Source organism: Nostoc sp. JL31 (genome assembly GCF_017114965.1).
In the GTDB taxonomy this organism is placed as follows: domain Bacteria; phylum Cyanobacteriota; class Cyanobacteriia; order Cyanobacteriales; family Nostocaceae; genus Nostoc; species Nostoc punctiforme_A.
Genome location: NZ_JABXKO010000028.1, coordinates 16187 through 32786, shown reverse-complemented (window position 1 = coordinate 32786; position 16600 = coordinate 16187). Strand labels below are relative to the sequence as shown.

17 protein-coding genes are annotated in these 16600 nt (G+C 40.9%); 7 read left to right on the top strand and 10 right to left on the bottom strand.

The features are described from left to right. Positions 1 to 692 (top strand): group II intron maturase-specific domain-containing protein (locus HWQ43_RS05035; protein WP_292730898.1); only part of this gene is annotated, 692 nt, incomplete at its 5' end. Here the strand turns inward: HWQ43_RS05035 and HWQ43_RS05030 are convergent. The 6 genes from HWQ43_RS05030 to HWQ43_RS05005 all read right to left on the bottom strand — a co-directional run bounded on the left by HWQ43_RS05030 (position 645) and on the right by HWQ43_RS05005 (position 4564). Beyond that, complete coding sequence (locus tag HWQ43_RS05030) at positions 645 to 2354, bottom strand: leucine-rich repeat domain-containing protein (protein ID WP_292730897.1); 1710 nt, start codon at positions 2352 to 2354, stop codon at positions 645 to 647. The two genes, HWQ43_RS05035 and HWQ43_RS05030, sit on opposite strands and share 48 nt — an antisense overlap. 42 nt (positions 2355 to 2396) lie before the next feature. Next, positions 2397 to 2534 (bottom strand): hypothetical protein, encoded by a 138-nt coding sequence (locus HWQ43_RS05025; protein ID WP_292730896.1) that lies wholly within the window; start codon positions 2532 to 2534, stop codon positions 2397 to 2399. 15 nt (positions 2535 to 2549) lie between these two features. Further along, a complete protein-coding gene (locus tag HWQ43_RS05020; protein WP_292730895.1) occupies positions 2550 to 3002 on the bottom strand; it encodes a hypothetical protein in 453 nt (150 codons plus the stop codon). A 240-nt stretch (positions 3003 to 3242) separates the two neighbouring features. Continuing rightward, positions 3243 to 3608 (bottom strand): hypothetical protein, encoded by a 366-nt coding sequence (locus HWQ43_RS05015; RefSeq protein ID WP_292730894.1) that lies wholly within the window; start codon positions 3606 to 3608, stop codon positions 3243 to 3245. A gap of 277 nt (positions 3609 to 3885) precedes the next feature. Beyond that, entirely contained in the window at positions 3886 to 4044 is a 159-nt protein-coding gene (locus HWQ43_RS05010) for a hypothetical protein (RefSeq protein ID WP_292730893.1), read from the bottom strand. A gap of 22 nt (positions 4045 to 4066) precedes the next feature. Further along, positions 4067 to 4564 (bottom strand): DUF6174 domain-containing protein, encoded by a 498-nt coding sequence (locus tag HWQ43_RS05005; protein WP_292730892.1) that lies wholly within the window; start codon positions 4562 to 4564, stop codon positions 4067 to 4069. Between the two features lie 424 nt (positions 4565 to 4988). Between HWQ43_RS05005 and HWQ43_RS05000 the strand changes: the two genes are divergently transcribed. Then, positions 4989 to 6314 (top strand): MATE family efflux transporter, encoded by a 1326-nt coding sequence (locus tag HWQ43_RS05000; RefSeq protein WP_292730891.1) that lies wholly within the window; start codon positions 4989 to 4991, stop codon positions 6312 to 6314. A 53-nt stretch (positions 6315 to 6367) separates the two neighbouring features. Continuing rightward, positions 6368 to 7561 carry an MFS transporter gene (locus HWQ43_RS04995; RefSeq protein WP_292730890.1) on the top strand — a complete coding sequence of 398 codons (1194 nt, stop codon included), beginning with the start codon at positions 6368 to 6370 and terminating at the stop codon, positions 7559 to 7561. Positions 7562 to 7695: 134 nt separating this feature from the next. On the opposite strand, the gene HWQ43_RS04990 is transcribed toward HWQ43_RS04995, so the two are convergent. Continuing rightward, positions 7696 to 8115 carry a hypothetical protein gene (locus HWQ43_RS04990; protein ID WP_292730889.1) on the bottom strand — a complete coding sequence of 140 codons (420 nt, stop codon included), beginning with the start codon at positions 8113 to 8115 and terminating at the stop codon, positions 7696 to 7698. Positions 8116 to 8724: 609 nt separating this feature from the next. Here HWQ43_RS04990 and HWQ43_RS04985 point away from each other — a divergent pair. Together HWQ43_RS04985 and HWQ43_RS04980 are read left to right on the top strand one after the other, a co-directional pair. Continuing rightward, positions 8725 to 8913 (top strand): DUF4089 domain-containing protein, encoded by a 189-nt coding sequence (locus HWQ43_RS04985; RefSeq protein WP_292730888.1) that lies wholly within the window; start codon positions 8725 to 8727, stop codon positions 8911 to 8913. A 100-nt stretch (positions 8914 to 9013) separates the two neighbouring features. Next, a complete protein-coding gene (locus HWQ43_RS04980) occupies positions 9014 to 10426 on the top strand; it encodes an AtzE family amidohydrolase (RefSeq protein ID WP_292730886.1) in 1413 nt (470 codons plus the stop codon). Between the two features lie 114 nt (positions 10427 to 10540). Here the strand turns inward: HWQ43_RS04980 and HWQ43_RS04975 are convergent, their stop codons facing one another. Then, positions 10541 to 11050, bottom strand: a complete 510-nt coding sequence (locus HWQ43_RS04975; protein ID WP_292730884.1) for a GNAT family N-acetyltransferase — start codon at positions 11048 to 11050, stop codon at positions 10541 to 10543. Positions 11051 to 11481: 431 nt separating this feature from the next. Between HWQ43_RS04975 and HWQ43_RS04970 the strand changes: the two genes are divergently transcribed. Then, positions 11482 to 11799 (top strand): SemiSWEET transporter, encoded by a 318-nt coding sequence (locus HWQ43_RS04970; protein WP_334813176.1) that lies wholly within the window; start codon positions 11482 to 11484, stop codon positions 11797 to 11799. Between the two features lie 325 nt (positions 11800 to 12124). Here the strand turns inward: HWQ43_RS04970 and HWQ43_RS04965 are convergent, their stop codons facing one another. Further along, positions 12125 to 13450 (bottom strand): DUF58 domain-containing protein, encoded by a 1326-nt coding sequence (locus HWQ43_RS04965; protein WP_292730882.1) that lies wholly within the window; start codon positions 13448 to 13450, stop codon positions 12125 to 12127. A 162-nt stretch (positions 13451 to 13612) separates the two neighbouring features. Here HWQ43_RS04965 and HWQ43_RS04960 point away from each other — a divergent pair, with 162 nt between their 5' ends. Next, a complete protein-coding gene (locus HWQ43_RS04960) occupies positions 13613 to 15958 on the top strand; it encodes a response regulator (protein WP_292730880.1) in 2346 nt (781 codons plus the stop codon). 127 nt (positions 15959 to 16085) lie between these two features. Here HWQ43_RS04960 and HWQ43_RS04955 read toward each other — a convergent pair whose 3' ends face one another. Beyond that, positions 16086 to 16520, bottom strand: a complete 435-nt coding sequence (locus tag HWQ43_RS04955) for a hypothetical protein (protein ID WP_292730878.1) — start codon at positions 16518 to 16520, stop codon at positions 16086 to 16088. Positions 16521 to 16600 lie beyond the last annotated feature (80 nt).

Below are 16600 nucleotides of genomic sequence, written 5' to 3'. Positions count from 1 at the left end.
TAGCACGTATCATCAACGACCATAATGCAACGCCACATAGAGCGTTAATCAGCCGATTAAATCCGGTAATAAGAGGATGGTCAAACTACTACTCAACAGTGGTAAGTAAAAAGGTCTTTTCCACAATAGATAACTTAATGTATCCAAAGCTAAAAGCCTGGGCAAAACGCCGCCATCCCAATAAATCATGGAAATGGATGTCAAAGAAATATTGGCAAACAGTTGGCGGAGATAATTGGGTATTCGCAACCAAGCAAGAGGGTGAAAACCCAATGCAATTACATTCACATACGGAAACAAAGATCGTTCGTCATGTGAAAGTTAAAGGCGATGTCAGTCCCTATGATGGCAACCTAATTTACTGGAGTTCAAGAATGGGTACAAACCCGGAAGCAAATACAAGGATGTCTATACTCCTTAAAAAGCAAAAAGGGAAATGTACTCACTGCGGATTGTATTTTCGAGAGTCAGATGTACTGGAGATTGACCATAAAATCCCTCTAAGTAAAAAGGGAAAAGACGAATACAAAAATCTCCAGATTTTACATAAACACTGCCACGATACAAAAACAACTGAAGATGGTTCAGTTGGAGGTACGCACGACAAGCGTCAATTCATTGAGGAGCCGGATGAGGTGAAAGTCTCACGTCCGGTTTTGAAGACGAGCGGTTCTCGTGAGGGAATCGTTTAGTTCAACGCTACCTTGTCCGATGAGCAAGAGTTTGGCTTCGTTGAGTGGACGCACTTCACCGCTACGGAGTAATTGCAAGTAATTAAAAATGTCTTCAACTGAACCAACATCATCAGAAGATCCTAAAATCTCTGGTGAAATAGGAAGCGGATTTCTCCGTAAATCTAGTTTTTTCAATTTCGGCAAACTTTCAATCGCCTCTGGAATCTGAGTTATTTGGTTGGAACGCAGATAAAGCTGCGTCAGATTGGTTAATTTAGCGATCGCCTCTGGAATCTGGGTAATTTGGTTGCCATTGAGGTTAAGGGTAGTCAGATTGGTTAAATTAGCGATTGCCTCTGAAATCTGGGTAATTTGGTTGCCACTGAGGTTAAGGGCAGTCAGATTGGTTAAATTAGCGATCGCCTCTGGAATCTGGGTTATTTGGTTGTCACTGAGGTTAAGGGTAGTCAGATTGGTTAAATTAGCGATCGCCTCTGGAATCTGGGTTATTTGGTTGTCACTGAGGTTAAGGGTAGTCAGATTGGTTAAATTAGCGATCGCCTCTGGAATCTGGGTTATTTGGTTGTCACTGAGATCAAGCTCAGTGAGATTGGTTAAATTAGCGATCGCATCAGGTATTTCTATGATTTGATTATCAAAAAGATCAAGCTCAGTGAGATTGGTTAAATTAGCAATCGCATCAGGTATTTCTGTGATTTGGTTATTCCAAAGTTTAAGCTCAGTGAGATTGGTTAAATTAGCAATCACATTAGGTATTTCAGTGATTTGGTTGTTAGAAAGGTAAAGCACAGATAGATTGGCTAAGTTTGTAACTGCTTCTGGTATTTCCCTGATTTGACTTTCACCAAGGTAAAGCTGCGTCAGATTGGTTAAATTAGCGATTGCCTCTGGAATCTGGGTTATTTTGTTGCCACTGAGGTCAAGCTCCGTCAGATTAGTTAAATTAGCGATCGCCTCTGGAATCTGGGTGATTTGGTTTCTATAGAGGATAAGCTGCGTCAGATTGGTTAAATTAGCGATCGCCTCTGGAATCTGGGTGATTTGGTTTCTATAGAGGATAAGCTGCGTCAGATTGGTTAAATTAGCGATCGCCTCTGGAATCTGGGTTATTTTGTTGTTACTGAGGTGAAGCTCCCTCAGATTGGTTAAATTAGCGATCGCCTCTGGAATCTGGGTGATTTGGTTTCTATAGAGGATAAGCTGCGTCAGATTGGTTAAATTAGCGATCGCCTCTGGAATCTGGGTTATTTCGTTGTCACTGAGGATAAGCTGCGTCAGATTGGTTAAATTAGCGATCGCATCAGGTATTTCAGTTAGCTCTACTCGAATTAAGATAAGTTCCTCTAAATGTAGTATTTGCGTTACCACATCGAGAATGCTCTCTAAAGGATTGCCACTAATATCCAACTTACGCAAATTAGGCAAATTCAATAGTTCGAGTGGAAGCGTTTTTAAATTGTTGCCTGAAACCTTTTCGAGAAAGGGGTTTCCTACTTCTTCATAATCTTCAACCTTCTTTCCCAAAATCAAAGACTCAAGCTGCTTCAACTTACCAATTTCTACAGGTAACTCAGTCAACTCTTGCCCCGACAAGTCTAACTCTTGCCAATCCTCAGCCACCGCGCGATCTATCAGTACCAATAACTCATCCTGCGTCATAATTCCAAGGAGAAGGGTAAAAGGAAAGAAGATTGATGAAGATTATCTTAACTGATTAGGGAAAAATGCTAGACCATGATTTTTTGGCGGTCTGTCAGTTCGCTGTTTGGGATATTGTGGATTTAGGCGTAGGCGTAGCCCGTCGTAGACATCGCGACTTGAGATGTGGCGATCGCACATATCTAAATTTGGTTTCTAGCTATCTCTGTCATGATACTTGCGATCAATTTTTGGCATTGTTGCAATTATGGCGATGCCTTTCGCATTTGTTATTTCGGCGAACTCATTTGCTATTTCGGCGAACTCATTTGCTATTTCGGCGAACTCATTTGTTATTTCGGCGAACTCATTTGCTATTTTGGCGTATTCATTTGCTATTTCGGCGTATTCATTTGCTATTTCGGCGAACTCATTTGCTATTTCGGCGAACTCATTTGCTATTTCGGCGAACTCATTTGTTATTTCGGCGTATTCATTTGCTATTTCGGCGAACTCATTTGCTATTTCGGCGAACTCATTTGCTATTTCGGCGTTCGCATTTGCTATTTCGGCGAACTCATTTGTTATTTCGGCGAACTCATTTGTTATTTCGGCGAACTCATTTGTTATTTCGGCGTGGACATAACGCACCCTACTGGCGTTTATCACAAGCTTGAGGGGAAAAACTTACTGCAACTTTTCCCCTGATCCCCTGCACCACAATAATTAGTCTTTTGTAGAGACGGCTATTTATCGCATCTGAATAGAACAACATTGACCATGAGCTTATTAACATCACAGATATTCTGCCAACTCGTAAGATGATTCAAAACTGGGTAAAGTATTTGGGTTTTGCATTAGGATTTACGCATTAAGATTCTCTAGGAAAATTGGGTGTAAAGTTTCCTATTAACGCTGCCAATCATACATTAATCGTCCATGACGATCGCGCACAAGTTCCCATTCTCCATGACGATATCGTTGTCCATGATAACGTATAGAGCGATAGCGTCGTCTATAATAATGTTGTCGATTCCGCTGGCGTTGATAATAATATCTTCCAGTTCGTTGCCGTCTATGATAACGTCGTCGATTCCGTCTGTGAGCTAACAAAAACTCTTCACTTTGCTCTCCAGCTAATTTTGTTTGTGCGTCAATACTCTGTTGATTGAGAACATCATTGCGAGTATTCTCTTTGGCTTCAACCAAAGTAGGTGGATAAATGAAGGCTAATAACAGGAACACAATTGAGGATAGCTTTTTGAAACGATTCACGTCTTTGCTTTTCCTAAACTATTGGTAATCATTTTATTTAATACTTAAGTGGAGAAATTATATAGTTCAAAATTCACAAGGTTGACTAACGTAAATGTAATTGAAGGTACATATAGCAGTTCCCATTCAGATGCAGTACAACGTTATATTGCAAGTTGTAGGGGCACGTCGCGTCAACGAGAACTGCTATATATTAAATGTAAAGATTTACTTAGAGAGGATCTAAGCTAGCACTTACGCACTTTACACATTGACCATTATGTGAAGAGTCAGCTTATTAAACTAAAAGTCTTACCCTGCCTCGTTCCCAGGCTGTGCCTGAGAATGCGATCAAGGTGGGTTGCTTGATGCAATCTGCTGTGAGTATTGGTTGTATATGTGTGCGATCGCTAGAGCCAGTAAGATATGCTGAATCAATTAAGCACTGCTGTAGCAAAAAATGCTCTAGCTAGCCATAGTTAATTAGTTTTTTGCAGATTGCTAATTGTAAAAAATATTTCATCATCAGCGATCTGGCTATTATAATCAATGTTAATTTTAGTTGGATAACCAAGTTTTGGATCGTATTCTACAGTCAAGTTTGCTGCTTTACGAATCAGCGCATCCCTGATGATATTAAAGAGTTTAGGAATTGTATTATATTGTTGAAATAATTCGGACTCAGCTGGCTTTTGAGTTGCTTTATAAGTAATAGAACTTGTAACTCGATTACGTACTTTAATAATCACTGGTTCTGTGGCTTTCGGTAAACAATTACAACTTCTAGTGAATTCATAGCGATAGTTAGAGATTTTTTGCCGTCTCCATAATCGGTAATTAATCTTAAATTGTTCCAAGGCTAAACTACTAGGCGCAGGTGTTTTGGCTACCTGTATAGGAGGAGGTTGAGATATTACAGGTGCACTAAAACCTAAAGATGCGACTAAAACAGCACTAATTGCAATTGGTAAGCGCATATAAATCCATTCTTAACTCCAACTGTTCACTTTAACGTGCTTCAAGATGATTGCCAAAATATTGAAATTATTTGTGACACTCAACGCTGGCGATCGCAATCTGGATAATCTGCTTGAGGGCTACTTCGGGGGATAAATCATCGGCCACAAGAAACACTCTAAAACTTTATCCCACGAAAAGAATCAACCAAACATTTGATAAATGTCGTGTTAGTTATTATCTGGTTGCAATTCATCTCCTGCTAAGTCTTTTCTGCGGAACGCTGCACTAACGACTGTGACGGGAATCCTCTGACTCCATTAAGATAGATTCAAGTTCCCAGGAGCAATATCTCCTGAACATGGGTTTAGATTTTGGAAAAACCCTTTGTTCTTCACATCGGGTTATCGGCTGTATATGTTTTCTGAAGTTAAAAAATGTCTCATGTTAGCCATACCTTTGGCAGCAGCACAACTGGCTCAATCTGCAACTGGTTTTGTGGATACGGTAATGATGGGTTGGTTGGGAAGTCAAACCATTGCATCTGGAGGTTTGGGAGCTGTTATCTTTAGTTTTTGTCTGTTTATTTTTACTGGTATCGTTTCTGCTGTCAGTCCATTAGCTGCCCAGGCATACGGAGCCGGAAATAGAGAAAAAATTGGCACAATTGTCCGGCTTGGACTAGGGATATCTCTGGTGCTAGGAATACCAATTACATTGTTACTTTACAATGGAGGCGCTTTACTACTTTTACTAGGACAGGATGCTAACACGGTAGCACTAGCAGAGATTTATTTAAGAGCGATCGCACTGGGTTTTATTCCTGCTTTAGGCTTTGCAGTACTTAAAAGCTTTCTTTCTGCTCTGTTGCAACCGCAATTAGTTATAGTGACTGTGGTTTTGGGTACTCTGTTCAACATCACAGCTAACTATGTGCTGATGTTTGGCAAACTGGGATTCCCGGCGATGGGTTTAGCTGGTATCGGTTGGGCAAGTACGCTTTCACTTTGGAGTATGTTTGTTGCTTTAGCAGTTTATATACATAATCAGCCTCGCTTTGCAGTTTACAGTATTTTTCGACCTTCGTCTCACGAAGCTTTTCCTTTAGAGCATCGCCGGATCATTGGCGAGATTTTTCAGGTTGGATTGCCCATTGGGGGTCTAATTACGGTCGAAGCCGGACTGTTCACTGTTGTCACTTTCTTGATCGGACAATTGGGAACAAATGCCCTTGCTGCCCATCAAATTGCTTTACAAACAATTTCGATGTCATTCCAGATGGCACTAGGCATTTCTCTAGCGACAACAGTTCGTGTTGGACAATTAGCCGGACAGAATGACCTAGTTGGCACTCGTCTAGCTGGATATGTAGGCATTGCCATTGCAGCTTTATCTATGAGTGTAGTAGGCATTGCATTTTGGTTAGTGCCGAAGTCAATTATTTCTCTTTATATTGACATCAATAATCAGAACAATGCAGATGTGGTTGCCCTCGCCGTGAAATTGCTAGCAGTCGCGGCAATTTTTCAAATAGTTGACGGTGTGCAAGTTACTGCCGCAGGAGCATTACGCGGACTCAAAGACACTCGAATCCCGATGCTGATTGGCATTTTTGCTTATTGGTGTGTTGGTTTATTCACTGGTTATACTTTTGGGATCTCGTTGGGGTCTGGGGCTATTGGTCTTTGGTGGGGATTGGCTATTGGTTTAGCGATCGCTGCAATAATCCTAACTTGGCGGTTTAGCACCAGGAAAACTAATAACTATTGAAGAAGAAGTCAGAAGTCAGAATTCAGGAGTCAAATTATAGTAACTTAGGTTGAATGGAAAAACAAATCTCAGGTAACGGATTAACTAAATTTCAAGTACTGATTATGGCGATCGCATCTGGTGTATGTGTTGCTAACGTTTATTATAATCAGCCAATCCTCAAAGAAATTGCATCTTCTTTTCAAGTTGGTGAAGGTGAAGCGGGTAGCATATCTGTGCTTTCACAAATTGGTTATGGTTTTGGGCTTTTCTTTTTAATTCCCTTGGGCGATAAAATCAACAAAAAAACATTAATTCTTTCCTTACTTCTATGTTTGTTTTGTTTGTTGATAGCCATGACGTTTTCACAAAATATCGTCCAGGTTTGGATATTGAGCGTAGCAATTGGAATTACCACAGTCTCCGCTCAGGTTATTCTTCCCTTAGCAGCAAGTATAGATAGAGTGACTACAGGTCAAACTGTAGGCAGTATTTTTACTGGTATATTGATTGGCATTTTAGGAGCAAGGGTTTTTAGTGGATATATCGCTGAATCCTTTAGTTGGCGTTATGTATATGGATTTTCAGGAGTAATGATTTTAATTGTTACTGTCTTGCTCAAGATTTACTTGCCTAATGTAAATAATGAATATAGTGGTGGTTATTTTGATTTACTAAAATCAACACTTCAACAATTAAAACGTTTTTCCTTATTGAGAGAAGCATCTTTAATTGGGGGATTAATGTTTGGTGTCTTTTGCTCATTTTGGACAACCTTGACTTTCCATTTAAGTGGAGCACCTTTTAATTTTCAATCTGACACGATTGGGATGTATGGCTTTGTAGCGATCGCAGGTGCATTAATGGCACCAATTTTTGGTAAATTAGCCGATCGAGGTAATTCCCAACGTTCCTTGACTATTTATGTATCTCTAGTGATTGTAAGTTTAGTAATTGCTAAAATTGCTTCTAGTTCAGCGTTAGCGATCGCTGTTGCTGTATTGTTTCTCGATGTCGGTGTACAAGCAATTCAAGTCACCAATGTGGCAAGGATATACACTCTTGATGCCCAATCGAATAGTCGCATCAACACAGTTTATATGACTACCTATTTTATTGGTGGTGCTGTAGGTACTAGCATTGGTCTATTATGCTGGCATCTTGGTGGCTGGAATTTGGTGACTTGGCAAATGTTAGTTTTTACTTTGCTTACATTTCTTGTTATAGTCAGACCAAAAATAACTACAGCAAGCATAAATAATAAATAGTCATGGCGATCGCCATAACATTTGTAATTCAAGACTCAGATTTCACCCTAGCGTTGCTGTATGCTAACAACGTAGATTACTGAGTCCCTTTGTTTTATCTTCACGACTTTACAGTATCAAGAAACGTTGTGATTTTAGTCTACATAATCTGTTGGTAATTGCGAATCAACAGTGTTATTTGAAACTATTGGGCGGCTACCATCTATCTCTAGGGTATCCTGAACTTGAAAATTACTCTTGGCAATCGGACGTTGACCATCTATGTCAAGAATTTCTTCAACCTCTAAATCACTAGGGTCAATTGGACGCTTACCGTCTACAGCTAGCATCTCATGTTCTTGAAAATTACTCTTATCGATCGGGCGTTGACCATCTATATCTATTGTTTGATCGCTATGATTTTCATCTTTTGCAATTGGGCGCTGACCATCTATATCTATTGTTTCCTTAATCTCAATGTTACTTGGATCAACTGGACGCTGACCATCTATATTAATTGTTTTAGTTAACTGTTTTGGTTCGTTAGATAATAAATCAATATTAGTTTCAGACACTTTTTTATCCCGATTTAAATTGTTTTTCTTACTCTCAGCTTTGTTTTTGTCAACCATATTTTTTATTGTTATTTATAAACTATCTATCTGCTGCCAATATCTAAGAATGATTTATCTGTCAGCTAAAGGGACTAAGTTTGGGTAAATAGTAGGAAAATTTGTTTATCTAATAAGATACTGAAGTGGAATCAAAAAATCCTCTACCACAGCACAGAATATATCTCTGACTTTAGAGGGATTTTTCATCTTTCAAAAAATACTTAATTAAAGTGTTCGAGAAAAGTGAGATTTTCTAACGCAGCCAAATCGGGTGACAGCAGCAGTGATTATAAGTCCAGTACTGTTCGCGTAGCGTCTCCGTCAGCAGAAGGCAGGTTCCGGGGGTGAGTAGCGAAGTTTGGATAAGTCTCGATTCGAATGGGCTTTATCGTTCAACAACTGGTGTGTTCGAAGTTTGCCAAAATAGCTAGTATGGAGAAAGCTCATTTATTTGCTTTTGGCAAGCCACAAACAAAAAGTACAATTCCAGCACTATCGCATTTCAGTTGTCGCAAGAAATTGATAACGTAGACGCTTCGGCTTACCACAGGCTACTGCAAAGGAAGAGAGATGAGAAGAAAAGAATTTGATGTGGGTGAATATGTCGATCAAATGGGGTTTTTGTTGGATTTGCAGTTAACAGATGAGTATCGAGATGGTGTGGTGGCAAATTTTGAGAGAATTATGGCGATCGCTAATCTGGTGAATTCTTTCCCTTTACCAGAGGAAATTGAAGTTGCACCAGTTTTTGAACCATAATTGCTTCAAGAATAGCTATGTTGATGTTTTAGTGAAGCAAAAACTATTGCTGACTGCTATTACTCAAAAAGCTAAACGCGCTATCTCTTAATATTTCAGCATGAACTTTGATTCAGCCGATGCCATAACAATATCAACTGCTGTACGCGAAGGTAAAGTTAGCGCAGTAGAGGTTACGAAAGCTGCGTTAGCACGAATAACAACGCGAAATCATCTATTCAACTGTTTTACAACTATAACTGCTGAGACAGCTTTAACAGATGCAGCACTGATTGACAGGGAAATTGCCCAAGGTAATGATCCTGGAGTGCTTGCTGGTGTGCCTTTTGCGGTAAAAAATCTTTTCGATATCGCTGGTTTTACGACTCTGGCGGGATCGAAAATCAATGCAGTAAACCCAGCAGCTACTCAAGATGCAACCGCAGTAGCGAAGTTGAAGCAAGCGGGTGCTGTTCTGCTTGGTGCTTTAAATATGGATGAGTACGCTTATGGGTTTGTAACAGAAAACTCCCATTACGGTGCTACTCACAACCCCCATGATTTACAGCGAGTTGCTGGTGGTTCATCGGGTGGTTCGGCGGCGGCGGTTGCGGCTGGGTTAGTACCGCTGACATTGGGTTCTGATACTAATGGTTCAATTCGCGTTCCGGCGGCGTTGTGTGGCGTTTTTGGTTTCAAGCCAACTTATGGAAGGTTATCTCGTGCTGGAGTAGCTTTATTTTCTAGCAGTTTTGACCACATTGGCCCTTTTGCGCGTTCGGTGCAGGATATCGCGATGGTGTTTGATGTGCTTCAGGGAGAAGACGATCGCGATCCCATTTGTACAAAGCGTCCCCCTGAATTATGTTTACCACAGCTCAAACAAGATATTTCCGATATTAGAATTGCCATTGCAGCTGATTATTTTACCAAAGGTGCAGAACCGGCAGCTTTAGCAGCAGTGCAAAAAGTAGCTGATGCAATAGAAGTTACTGAATACGTAATCATACCAGAAGCAGACCGCGCCCGTGCAGCAGCCTTTGTGATTACAGCTAGCGAGGGTGCAAATCTGCATTTGGATAAGTTGCGATTGTGTCCTGAAGATTTTGATCCAGCAACACGGGATCGCTTTTTGGCTGGGGCATTAATTCCTAGTATTTGGTATCTTAAAGCACAACGGTTTAGAAGATGGTATCGCGATCGCGTTCGGGAAGTTTTTCAAAATGTCGATATCATTCTTGCCTCAACTACACCAATTTCTGCACCATTAATTGGTCAACAAACCATGATTTTAGATGGCGAAGAAATTCTTGTCCGTCCTCATTTAGGGTTGTTTACTCAACCATTATCTTTTATTGGTTTACCCGTTTTATCAGTACCAATTCAGCGCCCAAATGCCTTACCTTTAGGTGTGCAATTAATCGCAGCACCATATAATGAAGCCTTAATTTTACGGGTTGCGGCTGCGTTAGAGGCAAAGGGTATAGTTTCAGCACCAGTAATTTTAAACGCTTTCAACTCAGAGGCTGTTTGAAAAATCTAATTTATTACACAAAGACGCGATAAATCGCCGTCTCTACAATAGTCTTTCGTCTTGACGGCGATTCATGCGTCTCTTGCTTTAACCAAACTTCACGTGGGAATAATATTATACTTCATCAAAAGCAGCCGGATAAACAACCTTGCCTTTATACTGCTTTTGATAGTTTTGCAGTGGTTTCACCATGAAAAATTCCTCTGGTACTGGAAAAGGAGACTCGATTTCATAAACAACAGAAGGCTGAAAACCAAAGCGAGTATAGAAGTGGGGATGACCTAGTACAATTACTATGGCTTCTTTCTTTGCCTCTGCTATTTCTAACCCTGCTTTTATTAGTGCGCTGCCAATTCCTTGTCTTTGAAACTGTGGATGAACTGCCAAAGGCGCTAAACCAAGTACTTGTAGTGCTTCTTCAGCCACTAGGTCAATATAGCTGAATAAAATATGACCGACTACAATATTTTCAACCTCTGCAACTAGAGAAAGTTCTGAAATATAACGGTTAGAATTGCGAATTTTCTCTACAAGTTTAGCCTCGTTTTCCTGCGCAAAAGCTAGTGTATTAACCTCAGCTATTGCTGTGTAGTCTGACAGAGTTTCGCAACGGATATCGATCATTTTAAAACTAATTCCATAAAAATCCAGTTTGCTCGATGTTCGAGAGGAATCTCGGTTTTTTCTAAATACGGCTCAATATTCTGAAAGCCAAATACACGATAAAGTGCGTGTGCTTCTTTTGCAAAAGGGGCACTGTCTAAACGTATCCTTGAGTAACCAATGTAGGCAGCTTAAAAGTTGGGTGTAAATGTCTCAATTTTATCAAAATATTATAGTTAATTTGAGAGATTTGCTAAAGCGATCGCAGAATTTTTTGCTCAGGCTCCAAAATGAAAAATTCTATTTCTGCTTTATGTCAATAGGCTATCAGAAAGAATGAAAAAACGCCTTTAGAGAGAATCGGCAAACAATGAGAGTGTGGTAATCTCCAGTTCAATATTTCTTTGGCTGCATAGTATCACTTAACTGAAAAACTTGAGGTAGGGAACAGAATGGAAATTGATTTTACAACTATTTTAGGGCTAGTAGCAGGAGTACTGACTACACTCGCATATCTCCCTCAACTTATTAAAACTTGGCAGTCCAAATCAGCCAATGACCTTTCTTGGAGTATGTTAATTATTCTTTGTGTAGGTATTATTTTATGGTTGATTTATGGTTTTTCTGTTCATGATATTCCTTTGATTGCTGCTAACATTGTTACCTTACTTATTGCATCTGTGATTTTAGTGCTGAAGATTAGGTACAGCTCAGGTACAGATAAAGAAGGCAAGAAACAGGAAGCACAAGGCAGAACCGAAACCACATAGATTAAGAGTTGAAGGCAGGAAACAAAAGTCAAATGCCAAGGGTAGAGACGCGATTAATCGCGTCTCTACAAGAGTCAAGAGTTATGTATTTTTCCCTCATTTCCCACTCCCTCATTTCCCACTCCCTCATTTCCCACTCCCTCATTTCCCACTCCCTCATTCCCCCGCTCAGAACTATTTTGGTTAACTCTAGACCAACTGCACGTAAACCCGTAGTATCGAATATGGAGTTTATGTTCATCAGTCTCTACCTGGATAATTTTAAGCAAAGTTTATACCTCCGCTAAATAATTGAATAAAAATACACAAGTTAGAGTGACAATTACTAAAGTTGATTTCGCGCTTTGAGTTGCAGATATCGCTCAACTAACTGATCGGCAATTTGATTTGCTGGTGCATCTAGCACCAATACACCTTTTTGTTTCAGTTGGGCATAAGCTACTTGTCGTTGCATTAATAAATCTAGTGCTACTGCACGGGTATAAGCACCTGCAACATCATCTGTAAAAGTGTGTGCTAGACGATCGACTTGTGGATCTCTCAAAGTTACGCAAAATGGAAGGTAGCGGGGTGCTAGTTTGGAGAGTGCAGCTAGGAGTTCTGTAGAGGCGGTAACATCAACTAAGTCAGTAATCACTACTACCAGCGCCCTCCGAGTTTGTCGCTGCAAAACATTTGTCACCGCTCCCAAATAATCAGATTCAAATAACACTGGTTGAATTGGAGTTAAGCGATCGATTAGCTGATTTAAATGATGTTGACCGCGTTCTGGGGGAATCCACGTATGCATTTGGCGGTCAAATACACCAACACCCACGCGATCGCCTCGATGTAAACCTGCCAAGGCTAAGGATAAAGTTGCATTCAATCCCCAGTCAAATCGCTGCAAATTCTGCACTTTTGCCGTCATCAGCCGTCCGCGATCGAGTAAAATCAGTAATGTTTGTTCCTGTTCTGGTTCCAAAACCCTCACCAGTGGCATGGCATTACCATAAGCGCCAACCCGACGGGCAGTAGCTTTCCAATCGATAAACCGCAAATCGTCACCAGTGCGATAGTTCCGCAGTTCGGCAAACTCTGTACCAATACCAGTTTTGCGAGATTGGCGCATCGATCCAGATGATTGCAGTGTCAGACGAATTGTCAGCGATCGCAATCCCACTAAATCAGGATAAACTTTCACTGGCAGACTTTGAGAAATTTGCCAATCATCCCAAGCTAATCCCCAAAGCCCCAACTGTCGAACTTGAATATTCCCCCAAGGAAACTCTCCCCGTTGTGTTGGGTGGACGGTATACGTTAATTCCTCAGTGCTGTTACTGGGAATAATGGCGCTGAGTACAGGTGCAGACATGCCAAATCCTGTTGGGTAATAGTCGCGGATTTCAATTTGAGCGTCGGTATTTAGCGATGTCACCTTTAGCACTACGGGATTATCACGCCCAATAGATAATCGTGACGGTAATTCGCGGGTAATTTGCACGCGAGAACGCCGCACCCGCAAACCATCTACAAGCATCAGTCCGAGAATAATTGCATCAAATAGCACAGTGATGGCGATGGTTACTCTAATGCTGAGAAATAAGGATAGGATTGGGGCGATTGCTATACCCAAAACCAACAATAAATAAACTCGTTTGGAAGGAACCATTTTTTAGAGCCAGAAGTTAGGAGTTAAGTATAAGGTGAATTTCAATGTAACCGAAATAAGAAGACTTGCTAATTTTTTTATTTTATGCTTGTAGAAAAATAGCTACCTAATGTACTATTTTTTTTGGGTGAAGTAGTAGCAAGCTATATATTGGACGGGTGTATGAGAATCTTGCTAATCGAAGATGAAGAAATTTTAGCAAGTGTCTTGTTGAAGTCTCTGACTAAGCAACACTATGTTGTTGATGTCGTACAAGACGGACAAATGGGTTGGGAATACACGCAAAGTACGAACTATGACCTGTTACTAATAGATGTCGGATTACCGAAACTGGACGGTATTACATTGTGTCAGCGATTGCGTTCTGGTGGTTGCTTCACTCCGATTCTGTTGATGACGGCGAAAGATGGTAGTAGAGAGCGGATTCAGGGACTTGATGCAGGTGCAGACGATTATCTGATCAAACCTTTAGATTTGGAAGAACTGCAAGCACGGATACGGGCGCTGATCCGTCGAGGCGATCGCCCCTGTACTCCTATACTGGAAGTAGGCTCACTACGACTAGATCCCAGTAGTTGCGAAGTCACATATAACAACAAACTGCTGGAATTAACAGCCAAAGAATATAGTTTACTGGAGCTATTTTTACGGAATCCATCGCGTGTTTTCAGTCGGGGGGATATCATTGAGCATTTGTGGACTTTTGACGATCCACCCCAAGAGGAGACTGTAAAATCTCACATCAAATACTTACGACAAAAGTTGAAAGCAGTCGGAGCAGTAGACTGGATTGAAAATGTTTATGGTTTGGGATATCGGCTGAATCCTGGAAGAGAGCAGGGGAGGCAGGGGAGGCAGGGTGGCAGGGGAGCAGAGGGGCAGGGGGAGCAGGGGGGAAAAGAAAAATCGCAAGTTGTAAGTCCTCAAGTTGAGGAGCAGTTTCAGCAAGCAATGGGTGGCTTGTGGAAACAATATGAAGGATTGATGGTGCAACGGCTGGCGGTGTTGGAAGAATTAGCGGCAGCACTTTCTAACAAAACCCTGACTCAGGAGTTACGCAAATCCGCAGAACGAGAGGCGCACAAATTAGCTGGTGTCTTGGGGATGTTTGAACAAGACAATGGCACTCAGCTAGCGCGGGAAATTGAACAGATTTTAGGGAAAGATGGTGATTTGTCAGTAAGTGAAAAGCGGCAATTGCTGACGCTGATTGAAGATTTGGGTAACATCATCAACCTGATGGGACAAAATGTAGATTACCAAACTTCTACTGCGATCGCACCCGAAATTAGTACCCGATTGATCTTAATTGACCCGAATCTGCAACTAGGTTCTCAGTTGCAACAACTGGTTGAGTGCATGGGAATATGCTGGCAGCAAATCAGCAACTTAGAGGATGCAAAAAACTTTCTCCAAACCACATCACCAGATTTAGTAGTGCTAAATATAGATGATATCAGCTGGCGTAAAGAAAGTTTGGCACTACTTTCGGACTTAGCAACGCGTACTCCACCCGTACCCGTTCTGGTGCTGGCTGCAACTGATGAGTTAGTAGAACGCGTAACTTTTGCTCAGTACGGGGCGCGGGGTTTTTTGGTCAAGCCTGTAACAGCTGCTCAAGTTTGGGATGTTTCATGCCAAATATTACAGCGTACTCGTTCTTTGCGAGTAAATATACTGGCAGTAGATGACGACCCGCTGATTTTAGCAGCACTGCGCCCAATGTTAGAGCCGTGGGGTATGCGGATGACAGGATTAGAAAATCCGCTACGTTTCTGGGAAGTATTGCAATCTACTAAACCGGATTTGTTGATTTTGGATGTGGAAATGCCTCACATCAATGGTATCGAACTTTGCCGAGCAGTTCGTACCGATCCCCAATGGCAGGAATTACCGATTGTGTTTCTAACTGCTCACCGAGAGATGGAAACTGTGCAACAAGTGTTTGCTGTTGGGGGAGATGATTATGTGGTTAAACCTGTTGTTGGGGCAGAACTATTGGCACGCATTACCCATCGCTTAGAACGCAGCCGTTTACTACAATCGTTTTCTACTAAAGATCCCTTAACTGGGCTAGCAAATCAGTTTCAGTCTAACCGCGACTTGCAGCACCTAATTGCTCAAGCCGAGAAAAATCAGCAATCTGTTTGCTTGGCGATCTTACGTGTGACTGATTTTCGTCAAATTAATATCAAGTATGGTCATCAGGCTGGAAACGAGGTATTGCAAAGATGGAGTCGTTTATTCCAATCGGTATTTTGCAGTGGTGAAGTGCTAGGTTATTGGGGTAATGGAGAATTTGTCATGGGAGTTTCTGGGTTAACCAAAACAGAAGTAAACCATCGCCTCGGTGAGATTTTAACTACCCTTCGCCAGCAAATATTCACAGCCTTCGATGGCGATCGCTTTCAGGTAATATGTAATTTCGCTGTAGTTGAATACCCCAATGATGGACTAACAATACAATCACTATACCAAGTCGGTAGTAACGCTGGGTATAATTCGTAATTATTCGTATTTTAGTAAAATTTATTAATTAAATCTAATTCATTTGCTTTTCTAAGCATAAAGGGAGCGATAGAACCAGAATTAGACCATTAGTGCTATGGCGCTAATGGTCTAATTCTATGACCTATTAAAAATCAAAACCCTGAATCTGAATGGATGAAACCTTTCCATCAAGTCCATTGTCGTGCGAATGATCTACCTTGATATATTCATTTTCAAAAGAATTTTCAAAAGTACCTACGACCAAATCCTTGGGAGTTTTTTGTTTGACTTTAATTGTGGTGTAATCATCATCTGCGGCAGCATCTGGGCTGTCATAAACTGTAATTATTGTGAATGGTGCAACCTCACTGAGTTTTAACGAACGAGCTTCATCATTTGGCTTAACTTTACCTGCATAATCAGGTCTATCAGAATAACTACCTAGAGTATCTTGTTGTCCTCCATTACCTTCATATAGCGTAATTGTACCCGCATACGCTGGTGTATAAATGGCTAAACTCAAAGTGAAAACAAGTAACGCCAGACCAAAAACAGCTAGTTTGATACTACGTTTTAGCATGAAACAGATTCTCCTTTGTAGATAACACAATCAATGAGCTTTAGGATTAGCTCTCATGTTCATTACTATTTCAAATTTTT